A 16,483-nucleotide genomic window follows, 5' to 3' on the forward strand; every position below is an offset into this window, starting at 1 on the left:
GAAATTTGCAACTATTTACCAAACAATTATAAGACTCAGAATTATCAAGAGGGTTCCATGATAAAAGCTACAGCGTATGCTGGGGCATTTGTTGGGGCGGCAATGCATGCACTATTGCCGGCCGCACAAGCCGATACTGTCACTGACTATGAAGTCATTTATGCACCAGCAATGCAGGCCACCAAAGCGCCTAAGACAGTGCTTACGGAAATTACCTACGCTGGCGATAGAACCATCGCAGTTGGCGATTACGGCGTAATTATTTACCGCGATAGCAATGATCAACCTTGGCAACAAGCCGAAGTTCCTACCAGTGTATTGTTCACCTCAGTCGATTTCGCTGACGCAAATCAAGGTTGGGCCGTGGGCCACCATGGTGTGATTGCAGCCACAAAAGATGGCGGTAAAACCTGGCAGCGACAACTTGATGGTTTTGAATACATCCAGTTACAAAAAACGCATTTTCAAAATTTGGTGGCAGAATTAACCGCGCAACAAGAAGAGCTTGATGGCTCAGACCCTGATGCTGAAGAAGAATTGTTCGTGGCACTCGACAATGCTGCATTTGCGCTTGAAATGGCATCGCTTGCCGAAGAAGATGGCCCAACCAAACCATTCTTAGATGTGCGTGCATTATCTTCGCAAGTGATTTTAGCGGTAGGCGCCTATGGTTCGCTTATTCGTTCAACGGACGGTGGTGCCAGCTGGCACATTCTGGATAATTACGTTGAGAACCCGGATGGCTTTCATTTTAATGCGTTGGCTGCGGATAATGACTATGTGTATTTAGCCGGCGAAAGCGGTCAGGTATTTCGCAGTGCTGACCAAGGCTCTACCTGGGAAACTTTGGATTCACCGTATTACGGGTCGTTCTTCGGCCTTCATGTGGATGCTCAAGGAAACCTTTGGATTGTTGGTTTGCGCGGTAATATTTTCATGAGCGCTGATCAAGGCGAAAGCTTTAGTCAAATTAAACTGGAAGACACTGTGAATATTAATGCAGTTGTTGATGCTGCCGCTGGTGGTGTTTATTTGGTTGGTAACGCCGGTGTGATTGGCTGGGTAAATCAGCAAGGCGATATCGAAAATATGACACACGCGTCTGGCGCCGCACTCACTGACCTGATCACCAATAAAGATGGCAGTTTGACGGTGGTGGGGCAGCGTGGTGTGATAGAAATTCCGCAATTTAGCTCAATTCAACAAACGACAACAAAGGAACAATAGCCGATGTCTGAACAGTCTATTGAAACTAAAAGCGTATGGTTAGAGCGCGCGCTCTTCAACTTCCGCCCGTTGTGGTTTGTGATGTTTGCTGTTGCAACCGCTTTTTTAGCTTGGCATGCAAGTATGGTTCGCCCAGAGGCGAGCTTTACCAAAATGATTCCAACCCAGCATGAATTTATTCAGAACTATTTTACCCACCAAGAAGACTTAGCCAGCTTAGGTAACGTGGTTCGAATTGCAGTTGAAACAACTGAAGGCGATATATTTGCCGCGGAATTCCAAAAAACACTGCAAGAAATTACTGACGAAGTGTTTTTTATTCCTGGGGTTAACCGCAGTGGCTTGAAAAGTCTGTGGACGCCCAATGTGCGATGGAGTGAAGTAACCGAAGAAGGTTTTGTGGGTGGGCCGGTTATTCCAGACAACTGGGATGCTTCTGAAGAGTCACTGGATAAGCTGCGCACCAACGTGCTGCGCTCAGGCGAAGTGGGAAATTTAGTTGCCAACAACTTTAAGTCGGCGTTAATTTTCGTACCCCTAAATGAAATTAATCCAGATACCGGCGAAGCGCTGAATTATCAGGAATTCTCGCAAAAATTAGAAGAGAACATTCGGGATAAATACCAAACTGAAAACGTCAAAATTCATATCACCGGTTTTGCCAAAGTTATTGGTGATTTAATTGAAGGTGCGTATCAAGTTGGTTTGTTCTTCTTTATCGCGATAGTTATCACCTTGCTGATGCTTTATTGGTACAGCCGTTGCTGGCGCAGTGCGTTTGCGGTGTTGTCGTGTTCAATAATCGCGGTGGTATGGCAGTTAGGTATTATTAAGCTGATTGGTTCGGGCATTAACCCCTACTCAATGCTGGTGCCATTTCTCGTGTTCGCTATCGGGGTGAGTCACGGGGTACAGATCATTAATGCGATCAGTAACAACCGTGTTGATGGCCATGACAAATTTGCAGCCACTCGGTTGGCATTTCGTTCGCTCTATATCGCAGGTTTAACTGCGTTAATCTCTGATGCCATTGGTTTCACCACCTTGATGGTTATTGATATTGAGGTGATACAAGAGCTCGCAATTGCGGCAAGTATTGGTGTTGCCGTGGTGGTACTGACCAACTTAGGTTTGTTGCCCATTATCATGTCGTATGTTGGCATTTCGCCAAAAGGCACTGAATACACCCGTAAAGCACGCGAACAAGATCATCCGGTGCTAACCACCTTTAGCCGCTTTTCGCAGCCCAAATGGGCATACAGTGCGTTGGTATTGGCATTGGTTGGGGTTACGTGGGGGCTTGTGTATAGCCAGCAATTAAAAATTGGTGACTTAGACGCTGGCGCACCGGAGTTACGCCCAGATAGCCGGTATAATCTGGATAATAAGTTTATTGTTGATAACTACAGCTCCAGTACCGATATTTTTGTAGTGATGGCTGAAACGGCGCCGAGCCAATGCATTGCGTACGACAACCTTGAAGTTATGGACCGCTTTACCTGGCACATGGAAAATACACCGGGTGTGCAAGACGTAAAATCAGTGGTTTACGTGGCTAAAATGGGCTCGTTTGGTTTGAATGAGGGTAACCTCAAATGGTTTAGCCTTAATCGTAACCAGTATGTGCTGAACGCCAACACGGGGCGTACGCCGCCAGGGTTAATTAACCCCGACTGTTCGATGGTGCCGATTATCATTTACTTGAATGACCATAAAGCAGAGACATTGCAAACAGTGGTCGCGTCGGTCAACGCCTTTAATCAGCAATATCAGCAAGAAGGTTTAGAGCTGTTGATGGCTGCGGGTAACTCAGGTATTGAAGCTGCCACAAACTCGGTGATTGAAGCGGCTCAAACCAAAATGCTGTTGTGGGTTTATGGCGTGGTTATTGTGTTGTGTTTGATTACATTCCGCAGCATTCGCACCGTAACCTGTATTATCTTGCCGTTGATGCTGACAACCATCATGAGCCAAGGCTTAATGGCGGTACTCGGTATTGGTGTGAAAGTAGCGACGTTGCCGGTTATTGCGCTCGGTGTGGGGATTGGTGTCGACTATGGTATCTATATTTACACCAAAATCCGCGAAGGCTTGGCGCAGGGCATGCATTTGAATGACAGTTACAAATATGCGCTTGATAGCACCGGTAAAGCGGTTGGCTTCACTGGGTTAACGCTAGCTATTGGTGTTGCGACTTGGATTTTCTCACCGATTAAATTCCAAGCGGATATGGGTATTCTGCTTACCTTCATGTTCTTATGGAACATGCTGGGTGCGTTGATTCTCATTCCAGCCTTAGCGCGCTTCTTCGCGCGCTTCGGTAAGCCTATCCACTAGTGTTGTTCGTTCGATATGTCGGCGTCGGCTAGAATATAGTCGGCGCCAATATCGGCAATAACCATTGTGGGCGCGTTCGTATTTCCACTCAAAACCGTCGGCATGATTGACGCATCAATAACCCGCAATCCACTAACGCCATTAACGCGAAGCTTGGCATCAACCACGGCGTGCGCATCGTTACCCATACGGCACGTGCTGGTGGGGTGATAGATCAAACCAATATTGCTCTCGATTCGCTCCAAAAGCTCTTTATCTGATTGCGTAGGGCCTGGCCATACCTCACCGCCATTGTGCTGCTTAAGTGGGGCTTGCTGCATAATTTCTCGAACTTGACGAACTCCCGAGAGCAGGGCTGCACGGTCTTGTTCATTGTTTAGAAAGTTATAACGAAATGTCGGTGGCTCCGCGGGGTTGTCGCTAGCTAAAAGCAGCTCACCTCGGGCCTTTGGCCGTAATACGCAGACATGACAGGCAAAACCATGATGAAAAGCTGGACGCAAGTCCCAACCGCTGTCATTAAAACGGGTGGAAACAAAATGCAGCTGCAGGTCTGGATCTGACAATTCTGAGCGGCTTTTTAAGAACCCACCCACTTCAGCGGGTGATACAGCGAGAGGGCCGGTACGCTTGGTGCGATACTGCCACCAAGCAGCGGTCATTTTGAGCAGTCCAAGCGGCGTTAAACTAATGCCGTCTTTGCACCGATTGCGATAATGCACCATCACATCGACGTGGTCTTGCAGATTTTTGCCAACGTCGGTGCGGTCCGCTATCACTTGAATATTATGTTGCTGCAAATGCTCGGCTGGGCCGATACCTGATAGCATCAATAGTTGCGGTGAGTTGATTGCGCCACCACTAACAATCACTTCACGTTCAGCTCGCGCCACGTAAGCCTTGTCGTTTTGACGAAATTGGATACCGGTTGCTGTGTTGCCTTCAAAGGTGACGCGTTCAACCAAGCTATTGGTAAATACCGTCAAGTTTGTCCGCGTCCGCGCTGGGTCAAGAAATGCCTTGCGCGCGCTCCAACGGGCGTTGTTGTATATCGTGAACTGAAACGCGCCAACACCATACAGTGTGGCGCCATTGAAGTCGGGGTTATTTGGAATACCCGCTGCCACACCAGCATCAATAAACTTTTGGGCTGCAGTGAAATAGGTTGGCACATCGCTGACATGCAGGGGGCCTTTATCGCCATGAAACGCGTTGGCGCCGCGTTGATTGCATTCCAGCTTACGAAAGCGCTGCAATACATTCGACCAGCCCCAATCTGACGAACTATTTGCGGCCCAGTGTTCATAGTCGCTGGGCACACCGCGCGTATAAATCATGGCGTTAATCATACTGCTGCCGCCAAGCCCTTTGCCGCGCGGTGTATAAAGGCCTTTCCCGTTTCGTAAGGGTGGGGTGTCCTGACTGCGATAAAGCCAATTAAACACGCGACTATGCATAAAGCGAATAACGCCACCGGGCATGTCGCTGAACGATGACTTGCCGTCTCCACCCGCTTCAAATAGCGCGACTTTAAAACGTCCATCTTCGGTAAGTCGGTTTGCTAACACACACCCGGCGGTACCGCCGCCAACAACAATGTAATCAAAATGCAGTGACGATGGGCTCATGGGCGTATCCCTTTGGTGTTCTGTTAGAAACTACAAACTTTGTACGTAACGGTACAAGTCCTGCAACAAGCGCATATTCTTGCTGGAGTTTGCATGTTGTTGTGACAATTGTTCAAGTGTGTGCATAAATTGTTCGGCACTTAACGCGCGGCCTGGCGGCGCCATCAGTCGATTCTGGCAGAACGTACGCCAGCGTTGCAACTCACTGTCAGTAAGTGTTGCTGGGTAGTTTCGTGCGCGAAAACGGAACAGCATTTCAGGTAAACGTTTATCAACAAAGTTAAGTTCAAGGCCAGCCAGTTGATTCGGTTCGGTAGCACGAATTATGGCCATGTTTGAACGATCTTGGTCACTAAAAAAGTCGCCGCCATACAGCATAAGATCGGGGTCATTGGTCGGTTCAAATTCCCGGCTGTGAATGGTTGCTGCTATTACGCGCTCTCGCAACTCGGGGCTGGCCAGAAGCTGCTGACGGTGCTGCTCAATCGCGTCAAAGTTAATATTCCAGCGGGCTTGAGCGTTCTCATCAATTACTTTGAGCGGCGCGACAAAAGGGCATTTGTTTAATGCAAAGCTGCCGCCCCCGAAGTGTTCCAGCCCTTGCTCGAAAAGTTCGGCACGGCGGCTGAATCGACGCTCAACCAGTTCGCTATCGGACAAGGTGGCAATGTGGTCTGGATTGCAACGCAAATCCCAATAGATAACCGTGTTCGGCTGTTCTGGGTGAAAAGCCAACGGCATAATGACGCTCAAATAGCCGTTGTTTGCGCCATAAAAGCCACTGATGTGCGCTAATGGGGTAAAGGTTGTCAACTGCACCAGTTCTTTTACAGCCTGCTTGCGGCGTAAGCCGTAGGCATAATCAAATAAGCGTGGTTGCGCAGCTTTCACTTTTTTGGCAATGGCGATGGTGGCATGCACATCAGCCATGGCGTCATGAGCTTGGCCATGTTCAATGCCATTAGCACGGGTAAGATCTTCTAGCCTCATGCTGACGCGGCCATCATCATGGTACGGCCATTCGATACCCTCAGGGCGCAGTGCATAACAGGCACGCATCAGATCAATTAAGTCCCACCGCGAATTATTGTCCTGCCACGTGTGCGCATAAGGATCAATGAAGTTTCGGTAAAACAAGTTGCGCGTAACTTCATCATCGAAGGAAATATTGTTGTATCCGATAATGGTGGTGTTCGGTTCACTCATTTGTGTCGCAATTTTCTCAGCAAAAGCTGATTCGCACATGCCTTGAGCTAACGCATGTTGTGGCGTTATACCAGTAATTAAAACAGCCTCAGGGTGCGGTAAAAAGTCAGGGGTCGGTTGACAATAAATGGTTAAGGGGCGGCCAACCGGTTCGAAATCTAAGGTGGTTCGCAAACCAGCAAATTGTGCTGGCCGGTCGGTTTGTGGATTCGCACCCCAAGTTTCATAATCGTGCCAATAGAAAGTCGGCTGAGTCATCGTTTTCCTGTTACTTTGCGGCATTTACTCGTATTAACAAGACTACCTTATGCACCTTTTAATGACAAAGATTAACAACGCACTCAGATACCTAGTTACTTCGAGGGGGTACATGACGCATTAACCCGCGTTAAATGGCCGCTATTTCGGGGTCGGTGTCCCTTGCTCAGGTGGCAGCAGCAAGTTAGAGTTGAAGGCTATAGTATTAAAACGTTGAGGCAACTATGAAACACCTGAAACTCCCTACAACTGTAAGCTCGCTTTTAGTATCTGCGGTTTTGGTATCTGGCGCAGCTTTACTTGCACCAAATGCTCTCGCTCAAAACGCTAATGATAATGCTAAGTTTTCAATTGCTATTCACGGTGGTGCGGGAACCATCACGCGTGAGAGTATGACGCCGGAGCGTGAGCGCGCCTATACGGCAAAGCTTACCGAAGCAATTAATGCCGGACACGCGGTTCTTGCCAATGGCGGCACCAGTATGGATGCGGTGGTGACTGCGGTACAAATTATGGAAGACTCGCCACTTTTTAACTCAGGTCGCGGTGCTGTATATAACTGGGATGGGATTCACGAGTTAGATGCTTCAATCATGAATGGCGCCACTCGCGAAGCTGGAGCTGTGGCTAGTGTGAAAACGGTGAAAAGCCCAATTGCTTTAGCTCGTAAAATAATGGAAGAGTCGGTACACGTGATGCTTAGCGGCGAAGGCGCTGAAACCTTTGCGAAAGAGCAGGGTTTAGAACTCGTTGACAACAGCTACTTCAATACAGAATGGCGTTATGAGTCGTTACAGCGCATGAAGAAACAAGTTGGCAACCCTCAAGACAAGCAAGCTTGGGCGACTATGGATGATAACTTTAAATACGGCACCGTTGGTGCTGTTGCCTTAGATAAACACGGTAACTTGGCCGCCGCGACTTCAACTGGCGGCATGACCGGTAAGCGCTATGGTCGTGTTGGTGATTCGCCTATTATTGGTGCGGGTACATGGGCTGACAATGCCAGCTGTGCGGTTTCTGCAACAGGGCACGGTGAATATTTTATTCGTTATCAAGTTGCCGCAGATATTTGTTCACGCATGAAATACCAACAACTCGACGTGGTGACTGCTGGTGATACAGTCATTCATGACGTGTTGTTGCCAGCAGGTGGCACCGGTGGCGTTATTATTGTCGATAAAGATGGTAATGTGCATATGCCATTCAATACTGAAGGTATGTACCGCGCTAAGCGCGTTGCAAATCAACCGCTTGAGGTTGCCATTTACAACGATTGACTATACTGAATGCATGGTTGGTGAAGAATGAGAGGTATACCATGCATTCATTAAAAGTTGTGGATTATATGAATCGGCATCCGGTTCGTTTTGCGCCTGATATGTCAATTGAGGCTGCCGTGTCGATATTGCTGCAAAGCAGTCAGCGTGGCGGGCCTGTAGTTGATACGCAAAACAAACTGGTTGGCTTTTTGTCGGAGCAAGACTGTTTAGCCGCAATGTTGCGTGACACCTACCACAATGAACAAAGCGCAACCGTGAGTGATTGCATGTATCAAGGTGAAGTTGTGACGGTGGATGCAAACACATCGGTAACCGATTTGGCGCAGCAAATGACTGCCAACAAACCGAAGATGTACCCAGTAATCAACACCGACAGACAGTTGGTTGGAGTCATAACCCGCACGGATATATTACGCGCAATAGACCTGCATTTACGTGATGGCTACACGTACCGATAACATTCGCCGTTAACATCAAAGGCTGACGCTGGTAAACTAGCGTCAGCCTTTTTAATGAGTTAGGACACACGTGCGCGCCATTCAATTTCCAGCTGACTTACCCGTTGTACAAGAAAAGCAAACGATTCAAGCCGCCATTGAGAAGCATCAAGTGGTGATCATTGCGGGTGAAACGGGATCAGGGAAAACCACTCAGTTACCGAAAATGCTGCTTGAGTTGGGCTATGGTAACGCCGATGAAGGACGCATGATTGGTCACACTCAACCGCGGCGACTAGCGGCTCGAAGCGTAGCGGCACGTATTGCGCAAGAACTCGAGACTGAGCTGGGTGCGGTGGTGGGGTATAAGGTGCGTTTTCACGATCAAACGGCGCCAGGCACCCGTATTAAACTGGTTACTGATGGCATGTTGTTGGCGGAGCTCCAAAATGATCGCCTGCTGTCGAAGTACGATGCAATCATTATTGATGAAGCGCACGAACGCAGTTTGAACATTGATTTTCTGCTTGGCGTATTAGCCACCATTTTACCCAAACGCCCTGAGTTAAAGCTGATTGTTACGTCAGCGACCATAGAAACAGAGCGATTTTCCAAACATTTTAATCAAGCACCAATTATTACTGTCAGTGGGCGCACCTATCCAGTAGAAGTGCGCTATCGGCCGCTGCAAGATGCCGACGCCAGTGAAGATGACGCTGACGTGGTGCAAGGCGTGTGTGATGCGTTATTGGAGTTGCAGCGCGAAGCTGCGGGGGACGTATTGCTATTTGCCAGTGGCGAGCGCGAAATTCGCGATTTTGCTGAAGCGATTAGTGAGTTAAAACTGGCGAATACCGAGATATTGCCGTTATTCGCACGGTTATCTGCAGCTGAGCAAAATAGAATATTTCAATCACATAGCGGCCGCCGAGTCGTGATTGCAACCAACGTTGCCGAAACATCGCTGACGGTACCGGGAATTCGCTACGTGATTGACCCAGGTACGGCACGGATAAGCCGTTACAGTTACCGAACCAAAGTACAACGACTCCCCATAGAGAAAATATCACAAGCGAGCGCAAATCAACGTGCGGGGCGTTGCGGCCGCGTTGCACCTGGTGTGTGTATTCGTCTGTACAGTGAAGAAGATTTGTTGGCTCGCCCCGCTTATACCGACCCTGAAATTCTGAGAACCAATCTAGCGGCCGTTATTTTGCAAATGACGTCAGCCAAACTGGGCGATATTCGCAAGTTTCCGTTTATTGAGCGCCCTGATGAACGCTATATCAATGACGGCTTGAACCTCTTACAAGAGTTGCATGCCTTAGCTTCGGCAGCGCGCCCTAAGAAGAATAAGCGCGGTTACCAAGGGCCGCGGTTAACTGCTGTCGGGCGACAACTTGCGCAATTACCTTTGGATCCGCGTTTGGCGCGTATGGTGCTTGCGGCAAACGAATTCGGTTGCATGCAAGAAGTGATGGTGATGGTTTCTGCGTTGAGTATTCAAGACCCGCGCGAGCGCCCACAACAAGGAGCGCAGAAAGCGGATGAGTTCCATCAGCGGTTTCACGATAAAGATTCTGACTTTATGAGCTTTTTGAAGCTCTGGCAGTATTTATCAAACCTGCAGCATGAATTGTCTAAAACGCAATTCAGAAAGCGCTTAAAGCAAGAGTTTCTGCATGTTCTGCGCGTTCGTGAATGGCAAGATGTCTATACTCAGGTGCGGCAAACTGTTCGTGGATTAGGGTTTCGTATCAATCAAGAACCGGCCAGTTATGAAGCCATTCATCGTGCTTTATTAACCGGTATGCTGTCGCAATTAGGGCAGAAGCAAGAGGGCCATGAATACCTCGGCGCCCGTAACCGTAAATTTTATATTTTCCCGGGTTCGGGGTTATTCAAAAAGTCACCGAAATGGGTCATGGCTGCTGAGTTGGTTGAAACTTCCCGTTTATTTGCGCGAATGAATGCGCGTATTGAGCCTGAGTGGATTGAGCCAGCTGCCGAGCATCTGGTAAAGCGTAATTATTTTGAACCGCATTTTTCCAAGAAGCAGGGCTCGGTCGTTGCCGATGAACAAGTGACTTTGTTTGGTTTAATTATCGTACCACGCCGCAAGGTGCAGTACGGACCGATAGACGCCGTTGCCGCACGTGAGATTTTCATTCGTGAAGGGCTGGTTCAAGGTGAATTAAAGCGGCCGCTGCCATTTGTTGCACATAATTTAGCGTTGATTTCGCAAGTACGAGAGCTTGAGGATAAGTCGCGTAGAAGAGATATCTTGGTTGACGATGAAGCGCTATTTACAGCCTATGACCACGATATTCCGGCTGGTATTTATAATGAACAACTGCTGGCAGGCTGGTGGCATAAGGCTGTAAAACAGCAACCGAAGTTACTGCAGTTTGAGCGTGATGACTTGATGGCGCAGGATGCCAGCCATGTAACATCACTGGACTATCCGGATACTTGGCAGCAGGGTAACTTAAAGCTGCATGTACGTTATGTATTTGACCCCAACGCCGAAGATGATGGAGTAACCGTTGAAGTGCCGGTAGCGCTGCTGAATCAAGTGAAGCCTGAAGGCTTTGACTGGCTTATTCCAGCATTACGTACTGATCTTGTTGTGGCCTGGATAAAGTCGCTGCCAAAAACTTTGCGGCGCAACTTTGTGCCGGCACCAAATTATGCGCAAGCCTTTATTGCGGATTGCAACGCGGAACTTATCGCCAAGCAAGCGCTTTTGGATGCACTCGCTGCCAAATTGCGGCGTATGACAGGGGTGACTATACCCGCTGATGCATGGGATGCCGCGCAGATACCGCGTCATTTGAAGGTAAACTTTGCGGTGGTTGATGAACAAGGTAACACGTTACGTCAAAGCCGAGACCTCGTGCAGTTGCAGCAGAATATGCAGGGCCAGGTAAAAGACGCATTAAAGCAAGCGGTTGCGCAGCCACAGGACAAGCAGCAGCGCGCCGCCACCGAATGGGTGTTCGGTGCATTGCCAGAAACTCTGGAGCAACAGCAGCGTGGTTATGCGATTAAGGCATACCCAGCGTTGGTGCCTGATGGCGAAGGTGTGCGTCAGGAGTTGTTTGACACGCTTGCACAGGCTGAACAAGCCCATAAGCAAGGTTTGCGTCAGCTGCTATTAGCCCAGTTGCCTTCTCCGGTGCGCTATTTGCAGCAATCGTTGTCGAATAAGGCGAAGTTGGCGATGTATTATAACCCTTGGGGAAAAGTCGATGATTTGATTCAGGATTGTATTGTCGCCGCACTGGACGCAATGATTGATGCCCACCCAGCAAGAGATTCTGATTCGTATAAAGCTTTATACGAATTGGCGAGGGCTGAGCTTAATGAACGTGTTAGCGCCATTGCGCAGGCCGTTGAGCCTTGCTTGATGCAAAGTCAGGCAATTCGCAAGCGGTTAAAGGGCAAAGTGAGCCTGGATCAAATTCAAGCCCATGGCGACATTAAAGATCAGCTTGATCACCTTGTTTATAAGGGGTTCGTGAGTGATGTTGGGGTAGAGCGCTTGGCGGATATTCCGCGCTACTTGAAGGCCATTGAACGGCGCTTAGAGAAGTTACCGGTTGACCCAAATAAAGACCGATTACACACCATAACCATTACGGATTTACAGCAAGATTATCAGGCATTGCTGAGTAAATTTCCAAAAGGACAGAAGCTGCCGGAAAGTGTACGCGATATTCGTTGGATGATAGAAGAGCTGCGTGTGAGCTTTTTTGCACAGACGTTAGGCACCCGTTTCCCTATCTCAGAAAAACGGGTGCGCCAGGCATTAACGAGCGTACAAACCTAAATGTTCGCGGGCATAAGCTTCAAATTCATCACAGCCACCGATGTGTTTTTCATCGATAAAGACTTGTGGCACGGTGAGTACGGGTTGACCAACGGTTTTTTCTAAGTCGGCTTTGCTGATACCTTCGGCCTGCATATCGATGTAATTAAACTCGAAATCATCACGATTTTCTTCTAGCTTTTCAGCGATTTGTTTTGCGCGTACACAAAACGGACAGCCTGGACGGCCAAAGATTACAGTAAACATTCGCTACTCCTCGTTTCGAAAGCAATAATTGCTGCTGATTGTCCTATAAATTCGGGCGTGATTCCAATGACTTTAGTTGATTTGGGTTATCGAAAAGTTCGATAGCTGGTTATTGATTGATTTCAATATCCGTGGCAGGTACGCAACAGCATGCCAAACAGTCGCCTGGACGAATGAATGCGAGTGGGTCATTAACGTAATTGACATCGCCGGATACAAGCTGCACGCGGCATGCACCACAAAAACCATTGCGGCAATGATAGTGGGGGTCTAACCCAGCTTGTTCCATAGCTTCGAGCAGGGTTGTACCTTTTGAAGCGTCAACGGTCAGCTCATGCTGACCGTTGACTTTAACCTTATAGAGCTGGCTCATAGGACGATTAGAGTTCGAAGTCTCCCAAGTCTGCAGCACTGACTTCGCTGTCAATTTGGCCGACCAGATATGAAGTGATTTCAGACTCTTGTGGTGCAACTTGTACGTTATCTGATACCAAATACTTGTTCATCCAAGGTAGCGGGTTGCTGCGTTGCTTGAACGGTGCATCGAAACCAATAGCTTCCATGCGCATGTTGGCAATGTATTCAACGTATTGGCATAACATTTCTTCATTCAAACCAATCATTGAGCCATTACGGAATAAGTAATGCGCCCATTGCTTCTCTTGTTCGACGGCTTTCATAAAAATCTGCAGGGCTTCTTCGCGTAGCTCTTCAGATATTTCTTTCATTTCAGGGTCGTCTTTACCGTATTGCCACAAGTTTATAATTTGCTGAGTGGAAACCAAGTGAAGGTTTTCGTCACGGGCAATCAGGCGAATGATTTTTGAGTTGCCTTCCATTAAATCGCGTTCAGCAAACGCAAAGGTGCAGGCAAAGCTGACATAAAAGCGTACTGCTTCCAATGCATTCACTGAGTTGATGCACAAGAAAAGCTTCTTCTTGAGCTCACGAATGGTGACGTTATGTACCTCGCCGTCCACTTCCCATTGACCTTCGCCGTGGGTTTGCCACATTTGCGTATAAAAGATCAGGTCATCGTAGTATTGCGAAATATCATTGGCACGCATCTGAATTTCTTCGTTGATGACGATGTCTTCGAATACTTCACTTGGGTCAGTAAATAAGTTACGCAATATATGCGTATATGAACGTGAGTGAATGGTTTCAAAGAACGACCAAGTCTCTATCCAGGTTTCAAGTTCCGGGATAGAAACAATCGGCAGCAGCGCGATGTTAGGGCTACGACCTTGCACAGAATCAAGCAACGTTTGATATTTTAAGTTTGAGATGAAAATGTGCTTTTCACTTTCCGTTAACGCGTTAAAGTCAACGCGATCTCGGCTAACGTCAATTTCTTCTGGACGCCAAAAGAAACTGATTTGCTTTTCGATAAGCTTTTCAAAAATGCTGTGTTTTTGTTGGTCATAACGCGCTACGTTCACTGAGTTACCAAAAAACATTGGCTCCAGTAGCGGGTTAATTTGATTTTTATTAAACGTCGAATAACTCATATTTTAGCGCACCTTTTACTGTTCTTCTCGAACGTTAAATTTTGCAGGCTCCGCCGGCGCAATCATCGTCTTCTTCTATTATTGCTACGGTTGCTTGTTGGTTTTCCTGTTCACGCGTTTTTGCATCTACTTTGTCACGCAAATCGACTTGATTGTCAGAAGCACCGTCTCGAGTATTGTGGTAGTACAAGGTCTTCACACCCAGTTTGTACGCATACAACAAATCTTGTAGCAACTGGCGCATAGGAACCTTGCCACCCTCAAATTTACTTGGGTCATAGTTGGTATTTGCTGAAATGGTCTGGTCGACGAATTTTTGCATAATACCGACAAGCTCGATGTATCCTTTATTACTCGGAATTTGCCACAGCAATTCGTAAGCGTCTTTTAGCGTTTCGTACTCGGGAACCACCTGCTTGGTGATGCCATCTTTCGATGCTTTAATACTGATGTGCCCGCGTGGCGGTTCAATGCCGTTAGTTGCATTCGAAATTTGTGATGAGGTTTCTGACGGCATCAATGCCGACAACGTTGAATTACGCATGCCGTATTTCTTAATACCAGCGCGCAAGCCATCCCAATCTAAATGCAACGCTTCGCTGCAAACTGCGTCGAGGTCTCTTTTATAGGTATCGGTTGGCATAATGCCTTTCGAATACGTGGTTTCGTTAAATTTAGGACAGGCACCAAGTTCTTTCGCTAAGTTCATTGAAGCCTTCATAAGATAGAACTGAATGGCTTCAAATGTACGGTGCGTAAGTGCATTGGCTGAACCGTCCGAATAACGTACACCGTGTTTCGCGAGGTAATACGCGTAGTTAATGACACCGATACCTAAGGTACGACGCCCCATGGTGGCGTTACGCGCTGCCGGTACTGGATATTCTTGGTAGTCGAGTAGGCTGTCGAGCGCGCGCACGGCTAATTCAGCCATCTCTTCTAAGTCATCCAGTGATTTGATCGCGCCTAGATTAAAGGCGGACAGCGTGCAAAGGGCAATTTCACCTTCTTCATCGTTCACGTGCGCCAACGGTTTGGTTGGCAGGGCGATTTCCAGACATAAGTTGCTCTGGCGAATCGGCGCCACTTTAGGATCAAATGGGCTATGGGTGTTGCAATGGTCTACGTTTTGCAAATAGATACGGCCAGTGCTGGCACGTTCCTGCATAAATAAGCTAAATAATTCAATCGCTTTAATACGTTTTTTACGAATCGACTCGTCGGCTTCGTACTGTTTGTATAAGCGTTCAAATTCGTCTTGATCTGCGAAGAAGGCATCGTACAGACCCGGTACATCAGACGGGCTAAACAGTGTGATGTAATCGTCTTTGATCAAACGCTGATACATGACCCGGTTAAATTGCACACCGTAGTCCAAGTGACGCACGCGGTTTTCTTCAACACCACGGTTATTTTTCAATACCAACAGGCTTTCAACTTCAAGATGCCACAGTGGATAGAAAAGGGTGGCTGCGCCGCCACGAACCCCACCTTGCGAACAGCTTTTAACAGCGGTTTGGAAGTATTTATAAAATGGGATACAGCCTGTATGGAAGGCTTCACCGCTGCGAATAGGGCTACCTAAAGCGCGAATACGACCTGCATTGATGCCGATACCGGCGCGTTGTGACACGTACTTCACGATAGCGCTAGCGGTTGCGTTAATCGAATCGAGACTGTCGCCAGCTTCAATTAATACGCACGAACTGAATTGGCGCGTTGGTGTACGTACGCCCGACATAATTGGCGTTGGTAATGAAATTTTAAACAGCGAGGTCGCGTCATAAAAACGTTTTACGTAGCTCAGGCGCGTTTCTTTTGGGTAGTTTGCAAACAAGCAGGCAGCAACCAATAAATACAAGAACTGAGCGCTCTCATAGATTTCGCCACTGACACGGTTTTGCACCAAATATTTGCCCTCAAGCTGCTTTACTGCAGCGTAAGAGAAGTTTAAATCGCGAGCATGGTCGATGAAATCATTCATCTGTTCGAATTCTTCTTTGCTGTAGTCATCCAGCAAATGCTTGTCATAGCGACCGCCAGCAACCATTTTTGTAACTTGGTCATATAAATGCGGTGGCTCAAATTTGCCATAGGCTAATTTGCGCAAATGGAATATTGCGAGGCGAGCGGCCATGTATTGGTAATCAGGCGCTTCTTCAGATATTAAATCTGCCGCTGCCTTGATAATGGTTTCATGAATATCTTCAGTTTTAATGCCGTCGTAAAACTGAATATGTGATTTGATTTCAACTTGTGAAACTGACACGTTGTTGAGCCCTTCGGCAGCCCAACTGATAACGCGGTGGATTTTGTCCAAATTCAGGGGTTCACGTTCGCCGCTACGTTTAGTTACGAAGAGCTGTTGATTCATGAGGCGCATCCATATTCGTTGTTGTTATGATTTGTTAGTCTAGCCACAAGATATGGTGTCTTAGGGGGTCGCTCGTGCGTTTTTTACACAATATCTTGGGTTGATCGAATGACCTGTATCCTAGCACTTATCGCACACTGATCA

At 47.7% G+C, this 16,483-nt stretch carries 11 protein-coding genes; 5 read left to right on the plus strand and 6 right to left on the minus strand.

Translation table 11 applies throughout. The features are described 5' to 3' along the window. The first annotated feature begins 57 nt into the window (after nt 1–57). On the plus strand, nt 58–1,227 hold the full coding sequence (locus ACN0UY_RS01950) for a YCF48-related protein (RefSeq protein ID WP_417665134.1): 1,170 nt from the start codon (nt 58–60) through the stop codon (nt 1,225–1,227). Between the two features lie 3 nt (nt 1,228–1,230). Beyond that, nucleotides 1,231–3,564 carry an efflux RND transporter permease subunit gene (locus tag ACN0UY_RS01955; RefSeq protein ID WP_417665135.1) on the plus strand — a complete coding sequence of 778 codons (2,334 nt, stop codon included), beginning with the start codon at nt 1,231–1,233 and terminating at the stop codon, nt 3,562–3,564. Here the strand turns inward: ACN0UY_RS01955 and ACN0UY_RS01960 are convergent. Both ACN0UY_RS01960 and sbcB read right to left on the minus strand, forming a co-directional pair. Then, the gene (locus tag ACN0UY_RS01960) at nt 3,561–5,192 is read right to left on the minus strand and encodes a GMC family oxidoreductase (RefSeq protein ID WP_417665136.1); all 1,632 of its coding nucleotides are present in this window, start codon (nt 5,190–5,192) and stop codon (nt 3,561–3,563) included. The genes ACN0UY_RS01955 and ACN0UY_RS01960 overlap by 4 nt on opposite strands. A gap of 30 nt (nt 5,193–5,222) precedes the next feature. Then, nucleotides 5,223–6,656, minus strand: a complete 1,434-nt coding sequence (gene sbcB / locus ACN0UY_RS01965; RefSeq protein ID WP_417665137.1) for an exodeoxyribonuclease I — start codon at nt 6,654–6,656, stop codon at nt 5,223–5,225. Between the two features lie 224 nt (nt 6,657–6,880). Here sbcB and ACN0UY_RS01970 point away from each other — a divergent pair, with 224 nt between their 5' ends. From ACN0UY_RS01970 to hrpA, 3 genes are all read left to right on the plus strand, one after another. Continuing rightward, nucleotides 6,881–7,936, plus strand: coding sequence for an isoaspartyl peptidase/L-asparaginase family protein (locus ACN0UY_RS01970; RefSeq protein WP_417665138.1), 1,056 nt, complete (start codon nt 6,881–6,883; stop codon nt 7,934–7,936). A 41-nt stretch (nt 7,937–7,977) separates the two neighbouring features. After that, a complete protein-coding gene (locus ACN0UY_RS01975; RefSeq protein ID WP_417665139.1) occupies nt 7,978–8,397 on the plus strand; it encodes a CBS domain-containing protein in 420 nt (139 codons plus the stop codon). Nucleotides 8,398–8,467: 70 nt separating this feature from the next. Continuing rightward, nucleotides 8,468–12,208 carry an ATP-dependent RNA helicase HrpA gene (gene hrpA, locus ACN0UY_RS01980; RefSeq protein ID WP_417665140.1) on the plus strand — a complete coding sequence of 1,247 codons (3,741 nt, stop codon included), beginning with the start codon at nt 8,468–8,470 and terminating at the stop codon, nt 12,206–12,208. On the opposite strand, the gene ACN0UY_RS01985 is transcribed toward hrpA, so the two are convergent. The 4 genes from ACN0UY_RS01985 to nrdA all read right to left on the minus strand — a co-directional run bounded on the left by ACN0UY_RS01985 (nt 12,188) and on the right by nrdA (nt 16,339). Beyond that, the gene (locus ACN0UY_RS01985; protein WP_417665141.1) at nt 12,188–12,454 is read right to left on the minus strand and encodes a GrxA family glutaredoxin; all 267 of its coding nucleotides are present in this window, start codon (nt 12,452–12,454) and stop codon (nt 12,188–12,190) included. The two genes, hrpA and ACN0UY_RS01985, sit on opposite strands and share 21 nt — an antisense overlap. A 109-nt stretch (nt 12,455–12,563) precedes the next feature. Continuing rightward, the gene (gene yfaE / locus ACN0UY_RS01990) at nt 12,564–12,827 is read right to left on the minus strand and encodes a class I ribonucleotide reductase maintenance protein YfaE (RefSeq protein WP_128351443.1); all 264 of its coding nucleotides are present in this window, start codon (nt 12,825–12,827) and stop codon (nt 12,564–12,566) included. A gap of 7 nt (nt 12,828–12,834) precedes the next feature. Then, a complete protein-coding gene (gene nrdB / locus ACN0UY_RS01995) occupies nt 12,835–13,965 on the minus strand; it encodes a class Ia ribonucleoside-diphosphate reductase subunit beta (protein WP_417665142.1) in 1,131 nt (376 codons plus the stop codon). Between the two features lie 34 nt (nt 13,966–13,999). Then, entirely contained in the window at nt 14,000–16,339 is a 2,340-nt protein-coding gene (gene nrdA, locus ACN0UY_RS02000) for a class 1a ribonucleoside-diphosphate reductase subunit alpha (RefSeq protein ID WP_417665143.1), read from the minus strand. Nucleotides 16,340–16,483: the final 144 nt, after the last annotated feature.

Origin of the sequence: Pseudidiomarina sp. (genome assembly GCF_048268165.1) — a bacterium.
Classification (GTDB): domain Bacteria; phylum Pseudomonadota; class Gammaproteobacteria; order Enterobacterales; family Alteromonadaceae; genus Pseudidiomarina.

Excerpts from the sequence above, each read along its gene's own strand:
- ACN0UY_RS01985 (WP_417665141.1), bottom strand. The coding sequence starts at position 12,454 with ATGTTTACTGTAATCTTTGGCCGTCCAGGCTGTCCGTTTTGTGTACGC.
- ACN0UY_RS01970 (WP_417665138.1), top strand. The coding sequence starts at position 6,881 with ATGAAACACCTGAAACTCCCTACAACTGTAAGCTCGCTTTTAGTATCT.
- ACN0UY_RS01955 (WP_417665135.1), top strand. The coding sequence starts at position 1,231 with ATGTCTGAACAGTCTATTGAAACTAAAAGCGTATGGTTAGAGCGCGCG.
- sbcB (WP_417665137.1), bottom strand. The coding sequence starts at position 6,656 with ATGACTCAGCCGACTTTCTATTGGCACGATTATGAAACTTGGGGTGCG.
- yfaE (WP_128351443.1), bottom strand. The coding sequence starts at position 12,827 with ATGAGCCAGCTCTATAAGGTTAAAGTCAACGGTCAGCATGAGCTGACC.
- ACN0UY_RS01950 (WP_417665134.1), top strand. The coding sequence starts at position 58 with ATGATAAAAGCTACAGCGTATGCTGGGGCATTTGTTGGGGCGGCAATG.
- nrdB (WP_417665142.1), bottom strand. The coding sequence starts at position 13,965 with ATGAGTTATTCGACGTTTAATAAAAATCAAATTAACCCGCTACTGGAG.
- nrdA (WP_417665143.1), bottom strand. The coding sequence starts at position 16,339 with ATGAATCAACAGCTCTTCGTAACTAAACGTAGCGGCGAACGTGAACCC.
- ACN0UY_RS01975 (WP_417665139.1), top strand. The coding sequence starts at position 7,978 with ATGCATTCATTAAAAGTTGTGGATTATATGAATCGGCATCCGGTTCGT.
- ACN0UY_RS01960 (WP_417665136.1), bottom strand. The coding sequence starts at position 5,192 with ATGAGCCCATCGTCACTGCATTTTGATTACATTGTTGTTGGCGGCGGT.